General features: G+C 51.8%; 11 protein-coding genes, 1 pseudogene and 1 riboswitch. Of the genes and pseudogenes, 5 read left to right on the top strand and 7 right to left on the bottom strand.

The window, feature by feature from the left end; translation table 11 throughout:
* Window positions 1-39 precede the first annotated feature (39 nt).
* Window positions 40-2,829, bottom strand: coding sequence for a DNA polymerase I (polA, locus tag B3P58_RS01290; protein ID WP_286715485.1), 2,790 nt, complete (start codon window positions 2,827-2,829; stop codon window positions 40-42).
* An 86-nt stretch (window positions 2,830-2,915) separates the two neighbouring features.
* Here polA and B3P58_RS01285 point away from each other — a divergent pair, with 86 nt between their 5' ends.
* Both B3P58_RS01285 and B3P58_RS01280 read left to right on the top strand, forming a co-directional pair.
* Window positions 2,916-3,200: a DUF2782 domain-containing protein gene (locus tag B3P58_RS01285; RefSeq protein ID WP_145467093.1), complete on the top strand. Its 285-nt coding sequence runs from the start codon at window positions 2,916-2,918 to the stop codon at window positions 3,198-3,200.
* Between the two features lie 139 nt (window positions 3,201-3,339).
* Window positions 3,340-4,287, top strand: a complete 948-nt coding sequence (locus B3P58_RS01280) for a homoserine kinase (RefSeq protein WP_286715481.1) — start codon at window positions 3,340-3,342, stop codon at window positions 4,285-4,287.
* Here the strand turns inward: B3P58_RS01280 and B3P58_RS01275 are convergent.
* Window positions 4,284-6,152 (bottom strand): hypothetical protein, encoded by a 1,869-nt coding sequence (locus B3P58_RS01275; protein WP_286715479.1) that lies wholly within the window; start codon window positions 6,150-6,152, stop codon window positions 4,284-4,286. The genes B3P58_RS01280 and B3P58_RS01275 overlap by 4 nt on opposite strands.
* Before the next feature lie 577 nt (window positions 6,153-6,729).
* Here B3P58_RS01275 and B3P58_RS01270 point away from each other — a divergent pair.
* Together B3P58_RS01270 and B3P58_RS01265 are read left to right on the top strand one after the other, a co-directional pair.
* Window positions 6,730-8,346: an FAD-dependent oxidoreductase gene (locus B3P58_RS01270; RefSeq protein WP_230332162.1), complete on the top strand. Its 1,617-nt coding sequence runs from the start codon at window positions 6,730-6,732 to the stop codon at window positions 8,344-8,346.
* A gap of 28 nt (window positions 8,347-8,374) precedes the next feature.
* On the top strand, window positions 8,375-10,033 hold the full coding sequence (locus tag B3P58_RS01265) for an acetolactate synthase large subunit (protein ID WP_286715477.1): 1,659 nt from the start codon (window positions 8,375-8,377) through the stop codon (window positions 10,031-10,033).
* Window positions 10,034-10,077: 44 nt separating this feature from the next.
* Here the strand turns inward: B3P58_RS01265 and B3P58_RS01260 are convergent, their stop codons facing one another.
* From B3P58_RS01260 to B3P58_RS01240, 5 genes are all read right to left on the bottom strand, one after another.
* On the bottom strand, window positions 10,078-10,935 hold the full coding sequence (locus B3P58_RS01260; RefSeq protein WP_286715474.1) for a choline/ethanolamine kinase family protein: 858 nt from the start codon (window positions 10,933-10,935) through the stop codon (window positions 10,078-10,080).
* 19 nt (window positions 10,936-10,954) lie between these two features.
* Window positions 10,955-11,656: a nicotinamide riboside transporter PnuC gene (gene pnuC, locus B3P58_RS01255; RefSeq protein ID WP_286715471.1), complete on the bottom strand. Its 702-nt coding sequence runs from the start codon at window positions 11,654-11,656 to the stop codon at window positions 10,955-10,957.
* A 26-nt stretch (window positions 11,657-11,682) separates the two neighbouring features.
* Window positions 11,683-11,949: a YkoF family thiamine/hydroxymethylpyrimidine-binding protein gene (locus B3P58_RS01250; protein WP_145467106.1), complete on the bottom strand. Its 267-nt coding sequence runs from the start codon at window positions 11,947-11,949 to the stop codon at window positions 11,683-11,685.
* A gap of 48 nt (window positions 11,950-11,997) precedes the next feature.
* A complete protein-coding gene (locus B3P58_RS01245) occupies window positions 11,998-14,211 on the bottom strand; it encodes a TonB-dependent receptor (protein ID WP_286715463.1) in 2,214 nt (737 codons plus the stop codon).
* 101 nt (window positions 14,212-14,312) lie between these two features.
* Window positions 14,313-14,440: riboswitch (TPP riboswitch) on the bottom strand.
* A 76-nt stretch (window positions 14,441-14,516) separates the two neighbouring features.
* Window positions 14,517-16,163, bottom strand: a complete 1,647-nt coding sequence (locus B3P58_RS01240) for a hypothetical protein (protein WP_286715461.1) — start codon at window positions 16,161-16,163, stop codon at window positions 14,517-14,519.
* A 261-nt stretch (window positions 16,164-16,424) separates the two neighbouring features.
* On the opposite strand from B3P58_RS01240, the pseudogene B3P58_RS01235 reads away from it, so the two are divergent.
* Window positions 16,425-16,768 (top strand): annotated as a pseudogene (locus tag B3P58_RS01235) (protease HtpX); the annotation flags it as partial.

Here is a 16,768-nt window from a genome sequence, read left to right as displayed (position 1 = left end):
GGTGGGCACTGCCCACCAGACAAGCAATCAGACAAAAAATCAGTGCGCCTGCTCCCAGTTATCACCTATTCCGGCTTCTACCACTAACGGCACTTTTAATTCTGCCGCCTGTTCCATTTGCTTTTTAAGTTCTACCGCAAAGGCTTCCGCCTGATCTTCCTTCACTTCAAGAATCAGCTCATCGTGCACCTGCATCAGCATACGTGCATCAAAACCACTGTCGGGCAACCAGGCGGCAACGCGGATCATGGCGCGTTTGATAATATCGGCGGCGGAACCCTGCATCGGCGCGTTAATCGCAGTACGCTCGGCATGCTGGCGACGTGGTGCATTTTTCGCGCGGATTTCCGGCAGGTATAAACGGCGACCGAAAATGGTCTCGACAAAGCCCTGTTCTTTCGCGTGTTCGCGGGTGTTATCCATATAATCGCGCACGCCCGGATAACGCTGGAAATACAGGTTCACATAATCCTGTGCTTCGCCACGGCCAACGCCAATCTGTTTCGCCAGACCAAAGGCCGACATGCCGTAAATCAAACCAAAGTTAATGGCTTTGGCGGCACGGCGCTGGTTATCGCTGACGTTTTCTTCCGTTTCACCAAACACTTCAGCGGCGGTTGCGCGGTGAATATCGCGGCCATCGGCAAAGGCTTTAAGCAGGCTCGGGTCATCCGATAAATGCGCCATAATGCGCAGTTCAATCTGACTGTAATCCGCAGCCACCAGCTTATAACCGGCTGGCGCAATAAAAGCCTGACGGATTTTCCGGCCTTCTTCCGAGCGGATCGGAATATTCTGCAGGTTAGGGTCGGTGGAAGATAAACGTCCGGTCGCTGCCACCGCCTGATGGTAAGAGGTATGTACGCGGCCGGATTCCGGCGCAATCATTAATGGCAGCTTATCGGTATAAGTGCTTTTTAATTTCGCCAGACCACGATGTTCCATCAGCAATTTAGGCAGCTCGTAACCATCGTCGGCCAGTTCCTGCAGCACTTCTTCGGCGGTGGAGGGTGCACCTTTGGGTGTTTTCTTTTTCACCGGCAGCTGTTGTTTCTCAAACAGGATTTCGCCCAGCTGTTTTGGCGAGCTTAAATTAAACACCTGACCGGCGGCGTTATGAGCTTCCTGCTCCAGCTGTTGCAGGCGTTGTTCTATCTGCTGGCTCTGTTCGTGCAGTAAATCGGCATCAATTAATGCACCGGTTTCTTCCATACCACACAGTACCGGCATAACCGGCATTTCAATGTCTTCAAAAACTTTTTGCAGGCTTGGTACGGCCTGTAATTCCGGCCATAAGCGCTGGTGCAGACGCAGGGTAATATCGGCGTCTTCGGCGGCATAAGGCCCGGCCTTATCGGTATGAATCTGATTAAAGGTCAGCTGCTTGCTGCCCTTACCAGCAATCTCTTCAAAGCTGATATTTTTATGGCCCAGATATTTCAGCGCCAGGCTGTCCATATCGTGACGGGTAGCAACCGAATCAAGAATATAGGATTCCAGCATGGTATCGAACTGCACACCGCGCAGCTGAATACCGTGGTTAGCCAGTACATGCATATCGTATTTCATATGCTGGCCGACTTTTTTATGCGTCTCGCTTTCCAGAATTGGCTGCAGCTGAGCTAAAACTTCTTCACGGTTTAGCTGGGTTTTGCCTTCCGGAATACATTCCGCGTCGTGCGCCAGCGGCACATAGGCGGCCTTGCCGGCTTCCACCGCAAAGGAAACACCAACAATGCGGGCTTCTTTATAATTAAGCGAGGTGGTTTCGGTATCGAAGGCAAAAAGTTCTGCGTTTTTAAGATTCTCCAGCCAGGCATCCAGTTCTGTCTGGGTAAAAATAATTTCGTACTGAGCGTCACCACTGAACGTTGCCGCCATGGCCTGTTCGGCAGCCTGCTGCTGACCGGAAACAGAACCGGCCGAGGCGGTTAATTCAAACGCCGGAACAGCATCGGCCGAATGACTCAGTTCGGCAATCCAGGCTTTAAATTCCATCTCGCGGAATAAATCCAGCAGCTGAGCATTATCGGCCTCGCTGCTTTTAATTTCAGGCAGGCTGAATTCCAGATCGACATCACATTTAATGGTGGCCAGCACTTTCGATAACAGCGCCTGCTCTTTATGTTCTTCCAGACGGGCGGCCATGGTTTTTGCACCGCGGAATTCCAGCGTTGCAACCTTATCGAGATTATCGTAAATCGTTTCCAGACTGCCTAAGCCAGCGACTAATCCGACAGCCGTTTTTTCACCGACTTTAGGCACGCCGGGAATGTTATCAACCTTGTCGCCCATTAAGGCGAGGTAGTCGATGATATGCTCGGGCGGTACGCCGAATTTTTCTTTAACACCATCCACATCGAGGAAGGTATCGGTCATGGTATTAATCAATGACACATGGCTGTTGACCAGCTGCGCCATATCTTTATCGCCGGTGGAAATCACCACATCCTGATTATGCTCAATGGCCTGGGATGCCAGCGTACCGATCACGTCATCCGCTTCTACCCCTTCGATAATCAGCAGCGGTAAACCCATAGCGCGGATAATGTTATGAATAGGCTCAATCTGTTCACGCAGCTCATCCGGCATCGGCGGACGATGGGCTTTGTAGTCAGCATAAATATCGTTACGGAAGGTCTTGCCTTTGGCATCAAACACCACCACCAGCTGTGAGCCGGTGTAATCTTTCTGCAGACGTTTGATCATGCTGATCACGCCCTTGATGGCATTGGTGTGCAGACCTTTGGAGTTGGTCAAAAGCGGAATCGCATGGAAGGCGCGGAACAGATAGGACGAACCATCGACGAGAATCACTGGCTTAGACATGATATTGGTCAAATCCTTGGCTGGGGTTTCGGTGGCGGGCGGCGTACAATGCCACCAGAAGAATCATTATTGAGGCGCAGTTTACCATGAAGATTCAGCAACTTCTGGCGACAATCCTGTTTGTTCCGGCTCTGCTGGCCAGCGGCAGCGCCCTTGCGGCCGAGCCTGTCGGCGAGACCGTCACCATCCGCAACGATGGCGATAATACCTATTACGAATTCCGTATTAACGGCGAAATCAGCGAGATCAAAGTTGTGCCAAAAGTCGGCCCGGCCTACTACCTGATTCCTTCCGAGCAGGAAACCAACGAGTTTGTACGCAAAGATAACCCGCAGATGCGCGTACCGAAATGGGTTATCTTCCGCTGGTAATAAGCCCATATTTTAAGCCTGTCGGGCGATTACCCCTGACGGGCATGAATGCCAGTATGGCCCCGCCTGTGGCGCCAGCGGCAATCAGGCCCGCAACACGACCAAAATCAACCAGCCTGCTGACCTCCGGATACTTCCCATGTCTGTTTATACCTCGCTGAGCCAGAGCGACACCGAAGCCTTTCTTGCCCGATTTGAATTGGGTACGTTAGTTTCATATAAAGGCATCACTGCCGGTATCGAAAACACCAACTACTTCGTTACCTGCCAGCAGCAAGGCCGGCAGAGTGAGTATGTGCTCACCCTGTTTGAGCACCATAACAGCAGCGAAGTGCGTGAGTTTGTGCGTCTGGCGCATCATCTGGGGCAACAGGGACTGCAGGTTCCGGCGCCACTGGCCGCACGTGATGGCGAATGGCTGCACAGCCTGAAAGACAAACCGGCGATTATTTGTCCGCGCCTGCCCGGCGAACATATCCATGATCCGCAACCGCAACACTGCGAAGCCATTGGCCGCGCACTGGCGGAACTGCATCTGGCTGCCCTGCCGCTGCATAACCGCCGCAGTGACAGCCGTGGTTTTGACTGGTGGCTTGCGATCAGCCCGGAGCTGAGCAGTGACTTAACCCGTGAAGAACAGAGGCTGCTTGAAGACGAACTGCGCTTTCAGACACAACAGCGCAGCCAGTGGCTGAGCCTGCCGCAGGGTTGGATTCATGGCGACCTGTTTCATGATAACGCCCTCTTCACCGCTGATGGCCAGGTTGGCGCCATTCTCGATTTATACAACGCCTGCGATGGCGCGCTGCTCTACGATCTGGCGATCATCGCCAACGACTGGTGCTGCGATATTAACGGCGACTGGAAAGCCGGTTGTACGGAAGCCTTATTAAACGGCTACGAAAGCGTACGGCCATTAAACGATGCAGAAAAAAACAACTGGAATTTAGTGTTAAGAGGCGCAGCCCTGCGCTTCTGGCTGAGCCGCTTATTAACCCGCCGCATTCAGCAGCAACAGGCGGGGGAAATGGCGCTGCAGAAAGATCCGGCGGAGTTCAGAAACAAACTGCTAAGACGTCACTGCTAGTTACTTGGCATATTGGATATCATTACCGCCAGCCCGAAACCGAATGGTAGCTGAGCCAACCAAAAATCATTCGGTTCATTATCTCCCGGTATGCGTGACAATATGACCCAGGGCGTGTTGAATTCGATCAAATAAGCTAAAGCATCAGTAGTGTGCTGGCGCTCGTAATCATCGTAAGGGGACCCATTAAATACGCCGTCGCCATCATAATCGCGCAACGTCACCTCGCTAAGAACTGCACCATCAGCAGCGAACTCCCGTAATACTTTATCAACAGAATCCGGAGTGCCATCTGCGTCATAATCATTTATGGTCTCAACCGATACCGGATGACCAGCAGCATCGTAACTATGATGACGAGTAATGACCGATGTCAGACCCAGCTCACTTCCGCTATAGGTACGAGCTTCATAATCGGCTAACAATCCCGATGGGGTATCAGTATATGTATAGTGTACGACAGAACCCGGAATGCCATCACCATTAGAGTCAGTGCTGTATAATATCTTCCGCCCTGACTCATCGTATTCATATTGAGAAAAAGAAATACTTTCTACTGCATCGCCATTACCTGCCCTGAAAGCCGCCCCCCGGACAGTACCATCAGGATTGTAATTCAGAATCCTTTCATGCCAATCGCTTTCGTTCTCCTGAGTGAATGTTGAGTAATAATGGATGGCTCCATTTTTATAGAATTCATGGCTGTAAATCTCCATTTTTTCAGGTGTAACTCGTGTATGGATATTACCATTTTCATCATAAGTCCGGACATCTTCGACCACGCCTCCGATGATACCATAAGCATAACTGTCAATTTCATTGCGGATTAACGTCAGATTACCCTCTGAGTCATAGCCCCGACGCCTGTATGTTATCGACTCAGGGCTGCCATCCATATTTTTATCATAGTATGCAATGCGTTCATTATCATGATAGGTATAAATCGTAGTACCTAACTGAAAAGGGCCATAATTATCTTCGACAAAAGTCTCCCAATATATTTTATAAAATTCCCACAAAGGATCATTTTCATCTACATAGACAGAAAGTCCTTCATACCGGCTAGTTGAGAGACCTTTTTCATCATATTTAATCTGTACTACAGCATCACTCCAAAAACTATTTTTCAGTTCCTTAAGCTCAGTAATCCTCCCATTACCATCAAACATTCTCTCAAAATTGGTGACGTTTTTATCCTTACTAAAAACTTTTATCAGCCGTCCAAATTCATCGTATTCATATCTTTTTTCGTATGCATAATTGTCTGAAACAACAATACCAGCAGGAACCTTAATTCCGGCTTTTTTATAAATAAACATCAGTGGTTCAGAGACAATCACCCGCTCTCTTACCAGATTTTTTTGCTCCGCCAGACTGGCTAGTGTTTTATAAAAGAAGGGATACAGATCCTGATTAAGGTTGATTGCAGGCAGTTTCCCGGACTCCTGCCATGCCGTTACATCGATGCCACTGGCGGTATTCTGGTCATTATCCAACAGCATCAGTAATGCCATCGCATTGGCCATACGATGGAAGCCATTGGTATTTTCAGACGTAAGGGCTTCCGTCACTGTCATTTGTGTATCAGGAAGTGACACACCAAACAAATCAGAAAATGTCATGCCCCCATGGGGGTTCACCGATGTCAGAACCGTTGCTCCGACCGAAAATGTTACGATCTCGCCCGGCTTATAAAAGAAGCGTCCCTTTTTATCCGTTTCGCCGCTGTAGGACTGCGAACTGTAATGCAGCCCTTCAATTTTGAAGCCAACAGATGTCCGTTTAAGACTTGATTCGTTAAGGTTACACGCAGACAAAAACAGAATGGCAACCAGCATTACGCTGCGCCCAAGCGGATTATTCATGATCGTCCCTGACTAATTTATACTATTATTAGTTGCCAGAAGTGTAGCAAATACCCATAAAGATCAGTAGCCCATTTTTCATCACCCAACTCCTGCGGCAGACCGGAAACAGCAACACCTCATCCCCCTTAAGGCATATCTGAGACATACCCATTACGGCGTACTTTAACGCTTAAGGCACCTCTGAATAATTCTGCACAGCTTCGCGTGAGTGCTGCAGAGTGCTTTTGACAAGGCGTCGATTGCAGTGAATGGCGAGCCCTTTATAAAATCGACAACACCGTCAAAACGCTCTGCAGCCCACGCCCTTCGGGGCTTGCTGAAAAAATCCAGCTCGGTGTTGCCACGTTTTGACGTAACCCGCTATGCCTTCAACGTGGCGCCTTGATCTGAACGTTTTCAGTAAGCCGAAACGGGCACTGAATTATTCAGAGGTGCCTTAAATATCCGCCATATGTCATTGTCTGCCGGTGATCGGCTTCCAGAGTCAACTTCACCGTCCTCCCGGGTCAATACCAATACAGTTTCAGGGGTTTATCGTTACGTAATCAATTCAGCGTCAGAACAGGTGTGTTATATGGCCAGGCATATTTCGTCCGAAGTACTGGTGGTCGGTGGTGGTATTGCCGGTATCGTTACTGCGCTTGAATTACTGCGCGCCGGCAAACGTGTCACTCTGGTTGACCGGGATTCAGCAGAGCGTTTTGGCGGACTGGCATTATGGGCATTTGGCGGCATGGCGCTGGTAGGCACATCCTTACAGGCGGCGATGAGAATACCTGATACGCCGCAACGCGCTCTGCGGGACTGGATACGCTTCGGTGAACTGAATACGCACGACCAGCATTCTCTGGCCTGGGCAAATTATTACGTCGAAAATTCCTGCACAGAAGTATACGACTGGCTGAAAAACGAAGGCGTTAAATTCATGCCGGCGGTCAATTGGGTTGAGCGCGGTATGTATGGCGATGGTAACAGCGTTCCCCGCTATCACATTGTTTATGGTACATCGCGCGAGCTGGTCCGCATTCTTAGCGCAGCATTGCAGCGGGCCAATAAGAATAATCTTCTGACACTACTGCACCGCCACAGAATCACAGCACTGAACAACGACAGTAATAACAGCATCTGTGGCGCAACCGGCATTGATGAAGAATCCGGTGAGACCGTTACCTTTTCAGCTCATACCGTCGTGCTGGCCAGCGGCGGACTAAACGGCAGTCACGAACAAACCCGCGCTAACTGGCCAAAAGAGCGGCCAATACCGGCAACAATGCTGAATGGTGCCCATCCTTTTGCCGATGGAAAAATGCATCAGGAAGCCTCTGCTAAATTCGGCGGCCATATCGTTAATGCCGGTGAGATGTGGAATTACGCGGCGGGTTTTGCACATCCTTATCCGCATTTTAACGGCCACGGCTTATCGACGATTCCCTGTAAATCAGCGCTCTGGCTGGACCATAAAGGTAAGCGTATCGGACCAGAGCCACTGGTCACCGGTTTCGATACCCACTGGTTATGTCAGCGGGTTGCAGAACAGGAAAAACCCTGGACCTGGCATTTACTTAACTGGCGTATCGCCGCCAGAGAATTTGCCATTTCCGGCGCTGAACATAACCAGCGCATCCGCGATAAACAATTTTTCCGGTTTTTATTCGAAACATTGCTCGGCAATCATCGCCTGGTGAAGCAAATGGCGAATGAAAGCCCCGATTTCATCGTCGCCGATACGCTCGCCGGACTGGCGGAAAAAATGAATGCGCTGACCCAGTCACTGGATATTGATGCCGCCACCCTGCAGGCCACCGCTGATGAATTTGATGCAAACTTTATTGGCGGTAAAAAACTGGAAAATGATGACCAGATCCGCCGCATTCTGCATGCCCGCCAATGGGGGCCCGATCGTTTGCGCACCTGTAAGCCTGCCCCCTTACAGAAACCCGGTTCCGGGCCTTTTATTGCCATCCGCATGCAACTGGTTACACGTAAAAGCCTCGGCGGTTTACGCACCGATTTAGCCAGCCGCGTTCTGGGTGAGAATAATCAACCGATAACCGGCCTCTATTGCGTGGGAGAAGCCGCCGGTTTCGGCGGTGGCGGCAGTAACGGCAAACGCTCGCTCGAAGGTACTTTTCTGCCCGGCTGCATTATGACGGCACGGGCAGCCGCAAAATCCATTATTGCCAACGCATAGTCGGCAGAAACGCCCCAGGAGAATAACTATGACCAATGGCGCACAAGCTCTGATGAAAACGCTGGTCGATGCCGGCGTCGAAGTCTGCTTTACCAACCCGGGTACCAGTGAAATGCACTTTGTTGCAGCACTCGACAGCGAACCCAAAATGAAAGCCGTACTGGCGCTGTTTGAAGGAGTCGCCACCGGCGCTGCCGATGGCTACGCCCGCATGGCCGACAAACCGGCCGCCACTCTGCTGCACCTGGGTTGCGGCCTGGGTAATGGTCTGGCCAACCTGCATAACGCCCGTAAAGGCAAAGTACCGGTGGTAAATATCGTCGGCGACCACGCGACTTATCATGTGAAATACGATGCCCAGCTGCAGTCGGATATCGAAACCGTGGCGCGCAACGTATCGCCGGGGTTTGTCCGCACCTCACAAAGCACAGCAGAACTGTGCAATGACGCAGCAGAGGCCGTCGCCGCCGCCAGAAGCTTTCCGCGTCAGGTTGCAACCCTGATTCTGCCGGCCGATGTATCCTGGGGCGACGGTGGTATACCAGCAGCACCACTGCCACCAACCGTTGCCCCCTGCGCCGACGATGCCACCGTCGGCGCTATCAGCAACGCAATCCGCTCCGGAGGCAAAACCGCATTTCTGCTTGGTGGTCAGGCTCTGCGCGAACCGGCGCTGCTCGCTGCGGCTAAAATTGCCGCCCACAGCGGTGTACGTCTGCTGGCCGAAACCTTCCCAACCCGCATCGAACGCGGCGCCGGCCTGCCGGCCGTAGAGCGCATCGCCTATCTGGCTGAGCTGGCTGGTGTGCAGCTGGCGGATATTGAGCATCTGATTGTGGTCGATTCCAAAGCGCCGGTTTCATTCTTTGCCTATCCGGGCAAGCAAAGTTATCTGGCTCCCGAGGGCTGTCAGGTACACATACTGGCCAGTCCGGAACAGGATGCCGTCGCCAGTCTGGAAAAATTGGCCACTGCGCTGGGGGCCGGAAACAACGCTCCTGCATTACAGGCAGCGCAGCGCCCCGCTCGCCCACGTGGTCGTCTGACTGCTGAGAAAGTATGTAAAGCCGTTGGTCATCTGTTGCCGGAAAACGCCATCATCGTCGATGAATCCAACACCTCCGGGCTGATGCTCAACGCCATGACCAGCGGCTGCCCGCGCCACGACATGATCACCCTAACCGGCGGTGCTATCGGCCAGGGGCTACCGAACGCCATTGGTGCTGCGATTGCCTGCCCGGATCGCCCGGTCATTGCCCTGATCGGTGACGGTACCGCCATGTACACCATTCAATCGTTGTGGACCATGGCGCGCGAGCAACTGAACGTGACCTCTATTATTTTCAACAACGCTTCCTATTCGGTACTGAACATCGAACTGGAACGAGTTGGCGCGGAGGAAATCGGCCCTAAAGCGAAAGCGCAACTTGACCTTACCGGCCCGGTACTGAACTTCGCTCAGCTGGCTCAGGGAATGGGGGTACATGCGGTACGGGTGAGTACAACCGAAGATCTGCTCAAGGCGCTGGAATATGCACAGGCTCATCCCGGCCCGCACCTGATTGAGGCTATGGTGCCGGAGGCCCTGAACGGTGTGAAACGTAAAATTCTGCCGTGGGTGTTACGCTCATTGCCGAATCTGCCACTGTCGGTTACCCGTGCACTGAAGCGTAAAATTGCACCGTAAGCAGCCAAAATTAAACCCGGCCTTTGCCGGGTTTAATTCGTTAATTACTCTGCCAGCGCCTTAAGGCCATTTAAATAAGCAATTAATTCCCGATCACTCCACAGTCCCTGCGCCCGGTACCAGAGTGCGGCCAGATAGCTCATCTGTGTTTTGGCAAATTCCCAGCCACGATAATGTTTTAAACCATAGGCCTGCAGCAGGGTCTGTTCATCATCGGCGGATAAATCCACGCCCTGTAATAAAGCAGCCAGATCCCATAACGGATGACCGATAGCCGCGTATTCCCAGTCAAGTAATACCAGTTTGTTATCGGCAGTCTGAATCCAGTTGGGGGCGGTCGGGTCCATATGGCACAGACAGCGTTGATTATCGGGGGCGCCGCTCAACAGGCTTTGCAGCGGGCCACGCAGCGCCAGTAATTCTTCGGCTGCCGCAGTCATACGATCCATAACGGCAAAATGTGCAGTAATAGTGTCCCAGTAATGGCCGGCTTTTTCACTGATGCTGAGCCTTGGTATTCCGGCAGGCGGGTACAACTGATGCAGTTGTTGTAATTGCTGCGCCATGATTAACAACAGTGGCAGATCCAACTGCGGATTGGTTAATGGCGTGCCCGGCACATAATCGCGAATCCAGTAATGGCCGCTTGGTGAACGGAAGCGAATGGTCGGCGTCAGCCCCTGTGCCGCCACCAGATGATGTATCTGCAGCTCGGCTGCGCGGTTAATATCCAGCGCTCTGGAATTCCGCCCTTCTACCCGCAACACATAATCGCCTTCCGGCAAACGCAGCAGATAACAATGATTGGTAAGTCCACCGGGTAATGGACTGATATTATCCAGCGTTGGCGCTTCGCTGCACAATTGCCAGTGTGGCCAGTCGTCTAAAATCTGCTGCAGCATAGGTATCGCCTTATTGTTGTTATTCGGCTACTTTCCACGCCGACGGCGTGGTCAGCACAGTATTATCATCGCGGTTCTGCTGTGCCTTAAGTTGTGCCTTGAATTGTGGCAACCAGTTAAACCAGCCAATAATGACCAGCACCACGTACACCGCCATCAGCAGCGCCGTTAAATACAGCTCACGGTCGATATATAAGAAGATGGCAACACTGTCGACAACGATCCAGTAGAGCCAGTTTTCCAGTACTTTTTTTGCCACCATCCAGGTGGTAATCACTGCACCCCAGGTGGTGAATGAATCAAGATAAGGCAATACCGCCGAGGTATTTTCGCTGAGCAGATAACCGCTGATACAGCTCAGAACAATCACACTGCCAATCGCCAGCAGGTGTTGCTTTAATCCCCAGGACTGTATTGGTAACTCAGCAGCCGAAGCCTGTGAGTTCTCATGTTTATTATCTGCCCTTTTATTGGCACGCCACAGCCACCAGCCATAGACCGCCATAATCAGGTAATACACATTCAGCACCGATTCCATCAGCAGGCTGACATTCCAGAACAACCCGATAAAAATAGCCGTACTGCCAAAGGCAGCGTACCAGCACCAGATGCTCTGCTTCATGGCCAGCACTAAATAGGCAATACCCAGAATAACAGCGACCAGTTCCCAGCCGCTCATGGCCTGCGCCGCCTGTTCGATATTGCTCCAGATATCCGCCATTATGTATTCCTGCTTAAAGTCGGTGTTCAGCCGTGTGGATTAAGTGCCGGATCGAGATTGGTGCCGATAAATTTGCAGACAAAAATGCTCTTGCCGAACTGCTCCCAGCTCAGGCGCATTTCTTCTTTTAAGGTATCCATCACCAGATCATAGTCACCGAACACCTGTGTACTCATGGTATTGGTCACGATGGTTAATCCTTCAACCTGATTCAGACGGTCGATAAAAGATTTAATCGCCGGAATATAATCATCGGCCAGAGGGTACTTGCTGATTTCTACTGATATTTCCATTTGGATCTCCAGTTAATAAGCCGGACGTCTGACGTCCGGCTGCATTTATCAGAATGAATATTTAGCTTCCAGCATCACAAGGCGCGGCTCGCCCAGCTGACGATAAGCATTCTCGGCATAGCCATTACGAGGGTCGTTACCAAAACCACCAAAACCACGAATATCAGTTTCACGGTTTGTCAGGTTACGGCCGGCCAGTGCAAGATCCAGTGGACCCTGCTGATAGCTCAGGCGGGCATGCCAGAGTACCGAGGCACGGGCTTTTTCATCGTGGCTGTCAGAAAAATAGAATTCATCTTTAGCTTCACTTTCTGCGCGCAACGATAATGTATCGGTCAGCGCATAAGTCAGCGCAGTAGCCAGGCTATATTCCGGTGCATGTGCCTGAGCTCGGCCGGATTTATCCACTGTAGTACTGCCCACAACATTCCCACTTGAGTCGTACTCATTCTGCTCATAGCTGTAATCGCTGAATTCGGCATGCAGATAACCAAGGCTCAGATCCCACAGTAATGCATCAGACAGCTGCCACTGGCTTTCCAGTTCCAGTCCGTAATTTTCACCTTCAGCAGCATTGGCCAGATAGTCCTGAAAGGTGATGCTGTTATCCGGTTTTTGTACCGCATATGAGCTTTTAACCTGCTGGTTTTTACGCTGAATATAAAATACCGCGAGGCGGGTTTTCAGTGCATTGTCTGCCAGAGACGACTTAAGACCCAGCTCAACCGTATTATTAAACTCGGTATCGAACGTGCGGTTAGCTTCGGAAATATCCGGATCAGTATTCACGCCACCGGCTTTATAACCACGGGCCAGAGAGATGTAGCCCAGATGGTCAACACCCAGCAGTGTTTCCAGCGTAACTTTTCCGCCCCATAAGGTTTCGTTGGTATCGCTGACCACATCATTTTTTGCAGCATCCAGCGTATTGGCATTATCACTGAAATCATTTTTCCAGTTTTCCGCACGTACGCCGTAAGTCAGAGTTGTGGATGGAGTAAAGGCTGTGCTTAGTTCTGCATAGGCCGATACCGAATCCACGGTCAGATCGCTCTGATACTGTCCGTTGTTATAGGTGTAGTTGCGTTTCAGTGTTTCTTCCCGCTGCATCATATAGATGCCGGCAACCCAGTCGGTTGAATCAGAAAATAATCGGCCATCGGTGCCAGATAGAAAGCGCAGGCCAATACTGTTGCGATCAAAATTACGCAGGTATTGATCAAAAGAGCTGTAACCATCAACAGGAGCCAAACAAGGCCCTTGAGTTGTATCACATGGGTCTGGCTGGTACACAGGATCATCGCTCAGCCAGATATATTCACCGTACGCCCAGTCTTCGTCGTAACTGTATTCCGCTTTATTCCAGCTGCCGGTAATTTCACTTTCAAAGCGGACTGCGGAATTCAGTTCGTGGTTATACGCCAGCGCAAAAGCGTTGGTATCCTGTGTATCTTTACCCGGACGGTTCGACAATGTTGTGCGGTTATTATCAAGGCTGTAAGCATCGTAACCGTTATCGATATCCGCGTATAAATAGGTCAGATTTAATTCACTGCGCTCTGACAATTGCCAGTGCAGTTTAGCACGGACGATTTTTTCATCCTGATTGTTGGTGTCGTCACGGTTTAAAAATTCGTTGTCGATATAACCATCGGATTCAAAACCATGTACGGCAATACGCCCCTGCAGATTATCACTCAGCGAACCGGATAACGCCGCCCCCAAACCATAACTGCTGTAGTTTCCGGCTTTAGCACTGATATAACCTTCGCTGTTCTGTGTCGGGTCATTACTGCGGATATTGATCATGCCGGCCAGTGCGTTAGCACCAAAACGGGTGCCCTGCGGGCCGCGCAGAATTTCCACCTGCTGCACATCAAACAGGGTTGCGGCAGCACCTAAACCGGTCATATCAATACCGTCAATGACCAGGCCCACAGACGGATTCACCGGATCGACAAACTGGCTGCGCTCGCCAATACCACGGATCTGGTAATAGCGGCCACGAGATGCTCCCGAGGCAAAATTAACGTTGGGAGCAAAACTTAAAATCTGTTCCAGATGCTGCGCCGAACGGGCTTCAATCTGCTCACTGCCAACTAAGGTGACGGCTTCGGGAATCTGCTGCACATCGGTTTTACGGAAATCGGCCTGCACGGTTTGTGTGCTGAGGGTAACGTCATCAGTCGCCAGTGCCTCCAAAGCCGACAGCGGGGTCAGTGGTGCCAGTAAAACCAACAGGGAAAGCGGTGTTTTTTTCATTCAGGGTCATTCCTCAAAATACAAGAAAGACCCGGGTAGTGCGTAGGGGCCGGTTGCGTTTAACGCCAACCTCCCGGTTGTGATGCGAGCCGCGCTGAACAGTGCGTACTCACCCCCATTCCTACGCCGGTACTAACCGGATCAGGTTCTAGGGGTTTGCCGTTTACACAGGTAAACCTATGGCATCTCAGGCCGGATTCAGACAATCGGGCCACCCCCTGGGACAGGGGCATCATAAGGGATTCACGCCGGGGAACCAATGGCGGCTTTGGGCTAATACGGAGTAACCACTTCTGCGCGAAATATCAGCGCTGCCACGGCTGCGGTATGCGGCTGCCGAGCAGATCATCCAGCAGCTGCTGTTGCTGTTCGCGCTCAGCCAGAATCGCGGCTTCGGTAAAATCGGTTATGTCCTGATTTTTATCGCCTTCGCTGACATCACTGTCGAGGCTGCCCAGCACGTAGGTTCGCCGCCGCTCGTGCCATTCATTCTGACTTTGCTGCGAAGCATGCTGCAGGGTGAAATCTTCGTAGCGCAGGCTGGTCACCTCGGTGGCACGGGCTTCGGTCTCGATGTACTGGTAGTTCTGCTTACTGAAATCCACCAGCTCCAGCCAGGGCAAAGGCTCATAAAAACTGGCCTTAAACTGATACGCCTGGGTTTGCTCTACGGCGAGGCTGCCGGCATCGCCGGTTTCGCCTCTGGTATCCTGCGCGAAATTAAGCCCAAAGCTGATCTTTTCATTATTGCGCTGTGCATCAGGGTTGGGTTTGCTGACCTGCGCCTGAAATGAAAAGCTGAAATCCGCCAGACCACTCAGCGCCGTAAGTCCGCTGCGGGCAAAACCCACGTCGATTCCGGTTGGCGTTTGCGGTGGCTGCTCCTGTTCCTGCCGCGCCAGATCCTGCGGATGCTGCTCCGGTTTATGCAGCAGGGCGAAGGCATCGAGCATTAAATCCAGCTGCTGTTTATCGGCATTGCCGCGTTCGCCGCTCTGTTCGATCAGCGTCAGATATTCTTTCAGGCTATCCTGCCGCTGTGCTTCCGTGCCCAACTGCGCCCAACCGGCTTTGCTCAGATCCAGCTTCAGTTTGTCTTCGTGCAGCAACACATTCAGGCTGCGCTGCTCATCATCGTTGCGGTATTCAATGCGCAGCAGATCGCTGCTCTCACCACCTGCGCCTTTAAGATCGAGTGATACCGCCGAGAATTGCTGCAGTTTATCCAGCCCAAGGTTTTCCAGATCCAGCATGCCATTGGCCAGATAACGCCGCGCCAGCTTATCCAGTGATGAGGCCAGCTGCAGCGCTTCTTCCTGCTCTTCCTTGCTCAGCGATTCATCCAGGCTGAAGTCCACCAGCCACTGATCCACTTCCAGTGCCCGGCCATCGTCGTTCTGCCCCCAGCCGCTCTGATGAGTCAGATTCAGCGTTAATTCCTTACCCGAATTTGTGGTCAGTTTCAGGCTGAATTTTTCCTCCTGATAACCGTATTTCAGACGAACACTACCGACTTCCTTCAGCGCCGGCCGCACGCCATCGTCGGCATAAGCGTAACGTCCACTGGTGCTGCTGAACGCTTCCACGCCGCGAGCCAGCAGATCGGTCAGCACAGCTCCGGGACGAAAATCCTTGGGGATGTTCAGAGAGTCGGAGGCAGATACCAGCTGCTCCCGCCCCTCAGGGCTCACGCCATTAATTACTTCGGTATCGTTCAGTGAGCCGGCAAAACGGGTCCAGGACTGATCACTTTGCCACAGAGTACGGTTGACCGGTTCACGGTAGGTTCCATCATCGGCTGACGACGAGTGCTGTAACGGGCTGTTTGTCGCCGCTTTCAGCCTGCTATCTGGGGTACGCGCCAGCTGATCCGTCAGCGGCTCATCGCTGTTCCGGCCCGGCCTGATAAACTGGAAACTGCCAACTTCGCTGATGCGTGGTGTAATTGCCATGGTCTGATCCCTGACCCGTGATAATGAGTAATAGATTGATCATTTATCGGCCAGCCACAGCATTAATTAAGACAACTATCATTTAAGCGCAGTGCTTTTAATAACAGTGCAAAGGAATAGCCGCCATAATTACCCTTCCTGACAATAATCCCGCTTGAAAACTGCGGAAAAATCACCATTCTTGCTGTCATAAATCCGTGCTCAAATCTGTTCTGTTGAGCGCCTGCGGACAACTGAGAACAACCCTTAAAGGAGTCGCACATGTTGCGCATTATTCTGTTTCTGGCCACCAACTTAGCCGTTGTACTGGTGGCGAGCGTTACCCTGTCACTGCTCGGCGTGGGCAGTTACCTGGAACGCAGCGGCAATGGTCTGAACCTCGGCAACCTGCTGGTGTTCTGTCTGGTGTTCGGTATGGTCGGCTCGGTGATCTCGCTACTGCTGTCCAAGTGGATGGCAAAACGCAGCATGGGTGTGCAGATCATCGATCAGCCACAGAATGCCGGTGAACAGTGGCTGCTGAGCACCGTTAAAGAACTGGCTGACAAAGCCGGTATCGGTATGCCGGAAGTGGGTATCTTCGGTTCGGCGGCGCCTAACGCCTT

It is taken from the genome of Thalassolituus sp. UBA2009, from assembly GCF_002335285.1.
GTDB lineage: Bacteria > Pseudomonadota > Gammaproteobacteria > Pseudomonadales > Oceanobacteraceae > Venatoribacter > Venatoribacter alkanivorans.
The sequence above is the reverse complement of the archived record's forward strand: the minus strand, read 5'-3'. Positions and strand labels throughout refer to the sequence as shown.

Excerpts from the sequence above, each read along its gene's own strand:
- B3P58_RS01285 (WP_145467093.1), top strand. The coding sequence starts at position 2,916 with ATGAAGATTCAGCAACTTCTGGCGACAATCCTGTTTGTTCCGGCTCTG.
- B3P58_RS01265 (WP_286715477.1), top strand. The coding sequence starts at position 8,375 with ATGACCAATGGCGCACAAGCTCTGATGAAAACGCTGGTCGATGCCGGC.
- pnuC (WP_286715471.1), bottom strand. The coding sequence starts at position 11,656 with ATGGCGGATATCTGGAGCAATATCGAACAGGCGGCGCAGGCCATGAGC.
- B3P58_RS01260 (WP_286715474.1), bottom strand. The coding sequence starts at position 10,935 with ATGCTGCAGCAGATTTTAGACGACTGGCCACACTGGCAATTGTGCAGC.
- B3P58_RS01270 (WP_230332162.1), top strand. The coding sequence starts at position 6,730 with ATGGCCAGGCATATTTCGTCCGAAGTACTGGTGGTCGGTGGTGGTATT.
- B3P58_RS01250 (WP_145467106.1), bottom strand. The coding sequence starts at position 11,949 with ATGGAAATATCAGTAGAAATCAGCAAGTACCCTCTGGCCGATGATTAT.
- B3P58_RS01245 (WP_286715463.1), bottom strand. The coding sequence starts at position 14,211 with ATGAAAAAAACACCGCTTTCCCTGTTGGTTTTACTGGCACCACTGACC.
- B3P58_RS01275 (WP_286715479.1), bottom strand. The coding sequence starts at position 6,152 with ATGAATAATCCGCTTGGGCGCAGCGTAATGCTGGTTGCCATTCTGTTT.
- polA (WP_286715485.1), bottom strand. The coding sequence starts at position 2,829 with ATGTCTAAGCCAGTGATTCTCGTCGATGGTTCGTCCTATCTGTTCCGC.
- B3P58_RS01240 (WP_286715461.1), bottom strand. The coding sequence starts at position 16,163 with ATGGCAATTACACCACGCATCAGCGAAGTTGGCAGTTTCCAGTTTATC.
- B3P58_RS01280 (WP_286715481.1), top strand. The coding sequence starts at position 3,340 with ATGTCTGTTTATACCTCGCTGAGCCAGAGCGACACCGAAGCCTTTCTT.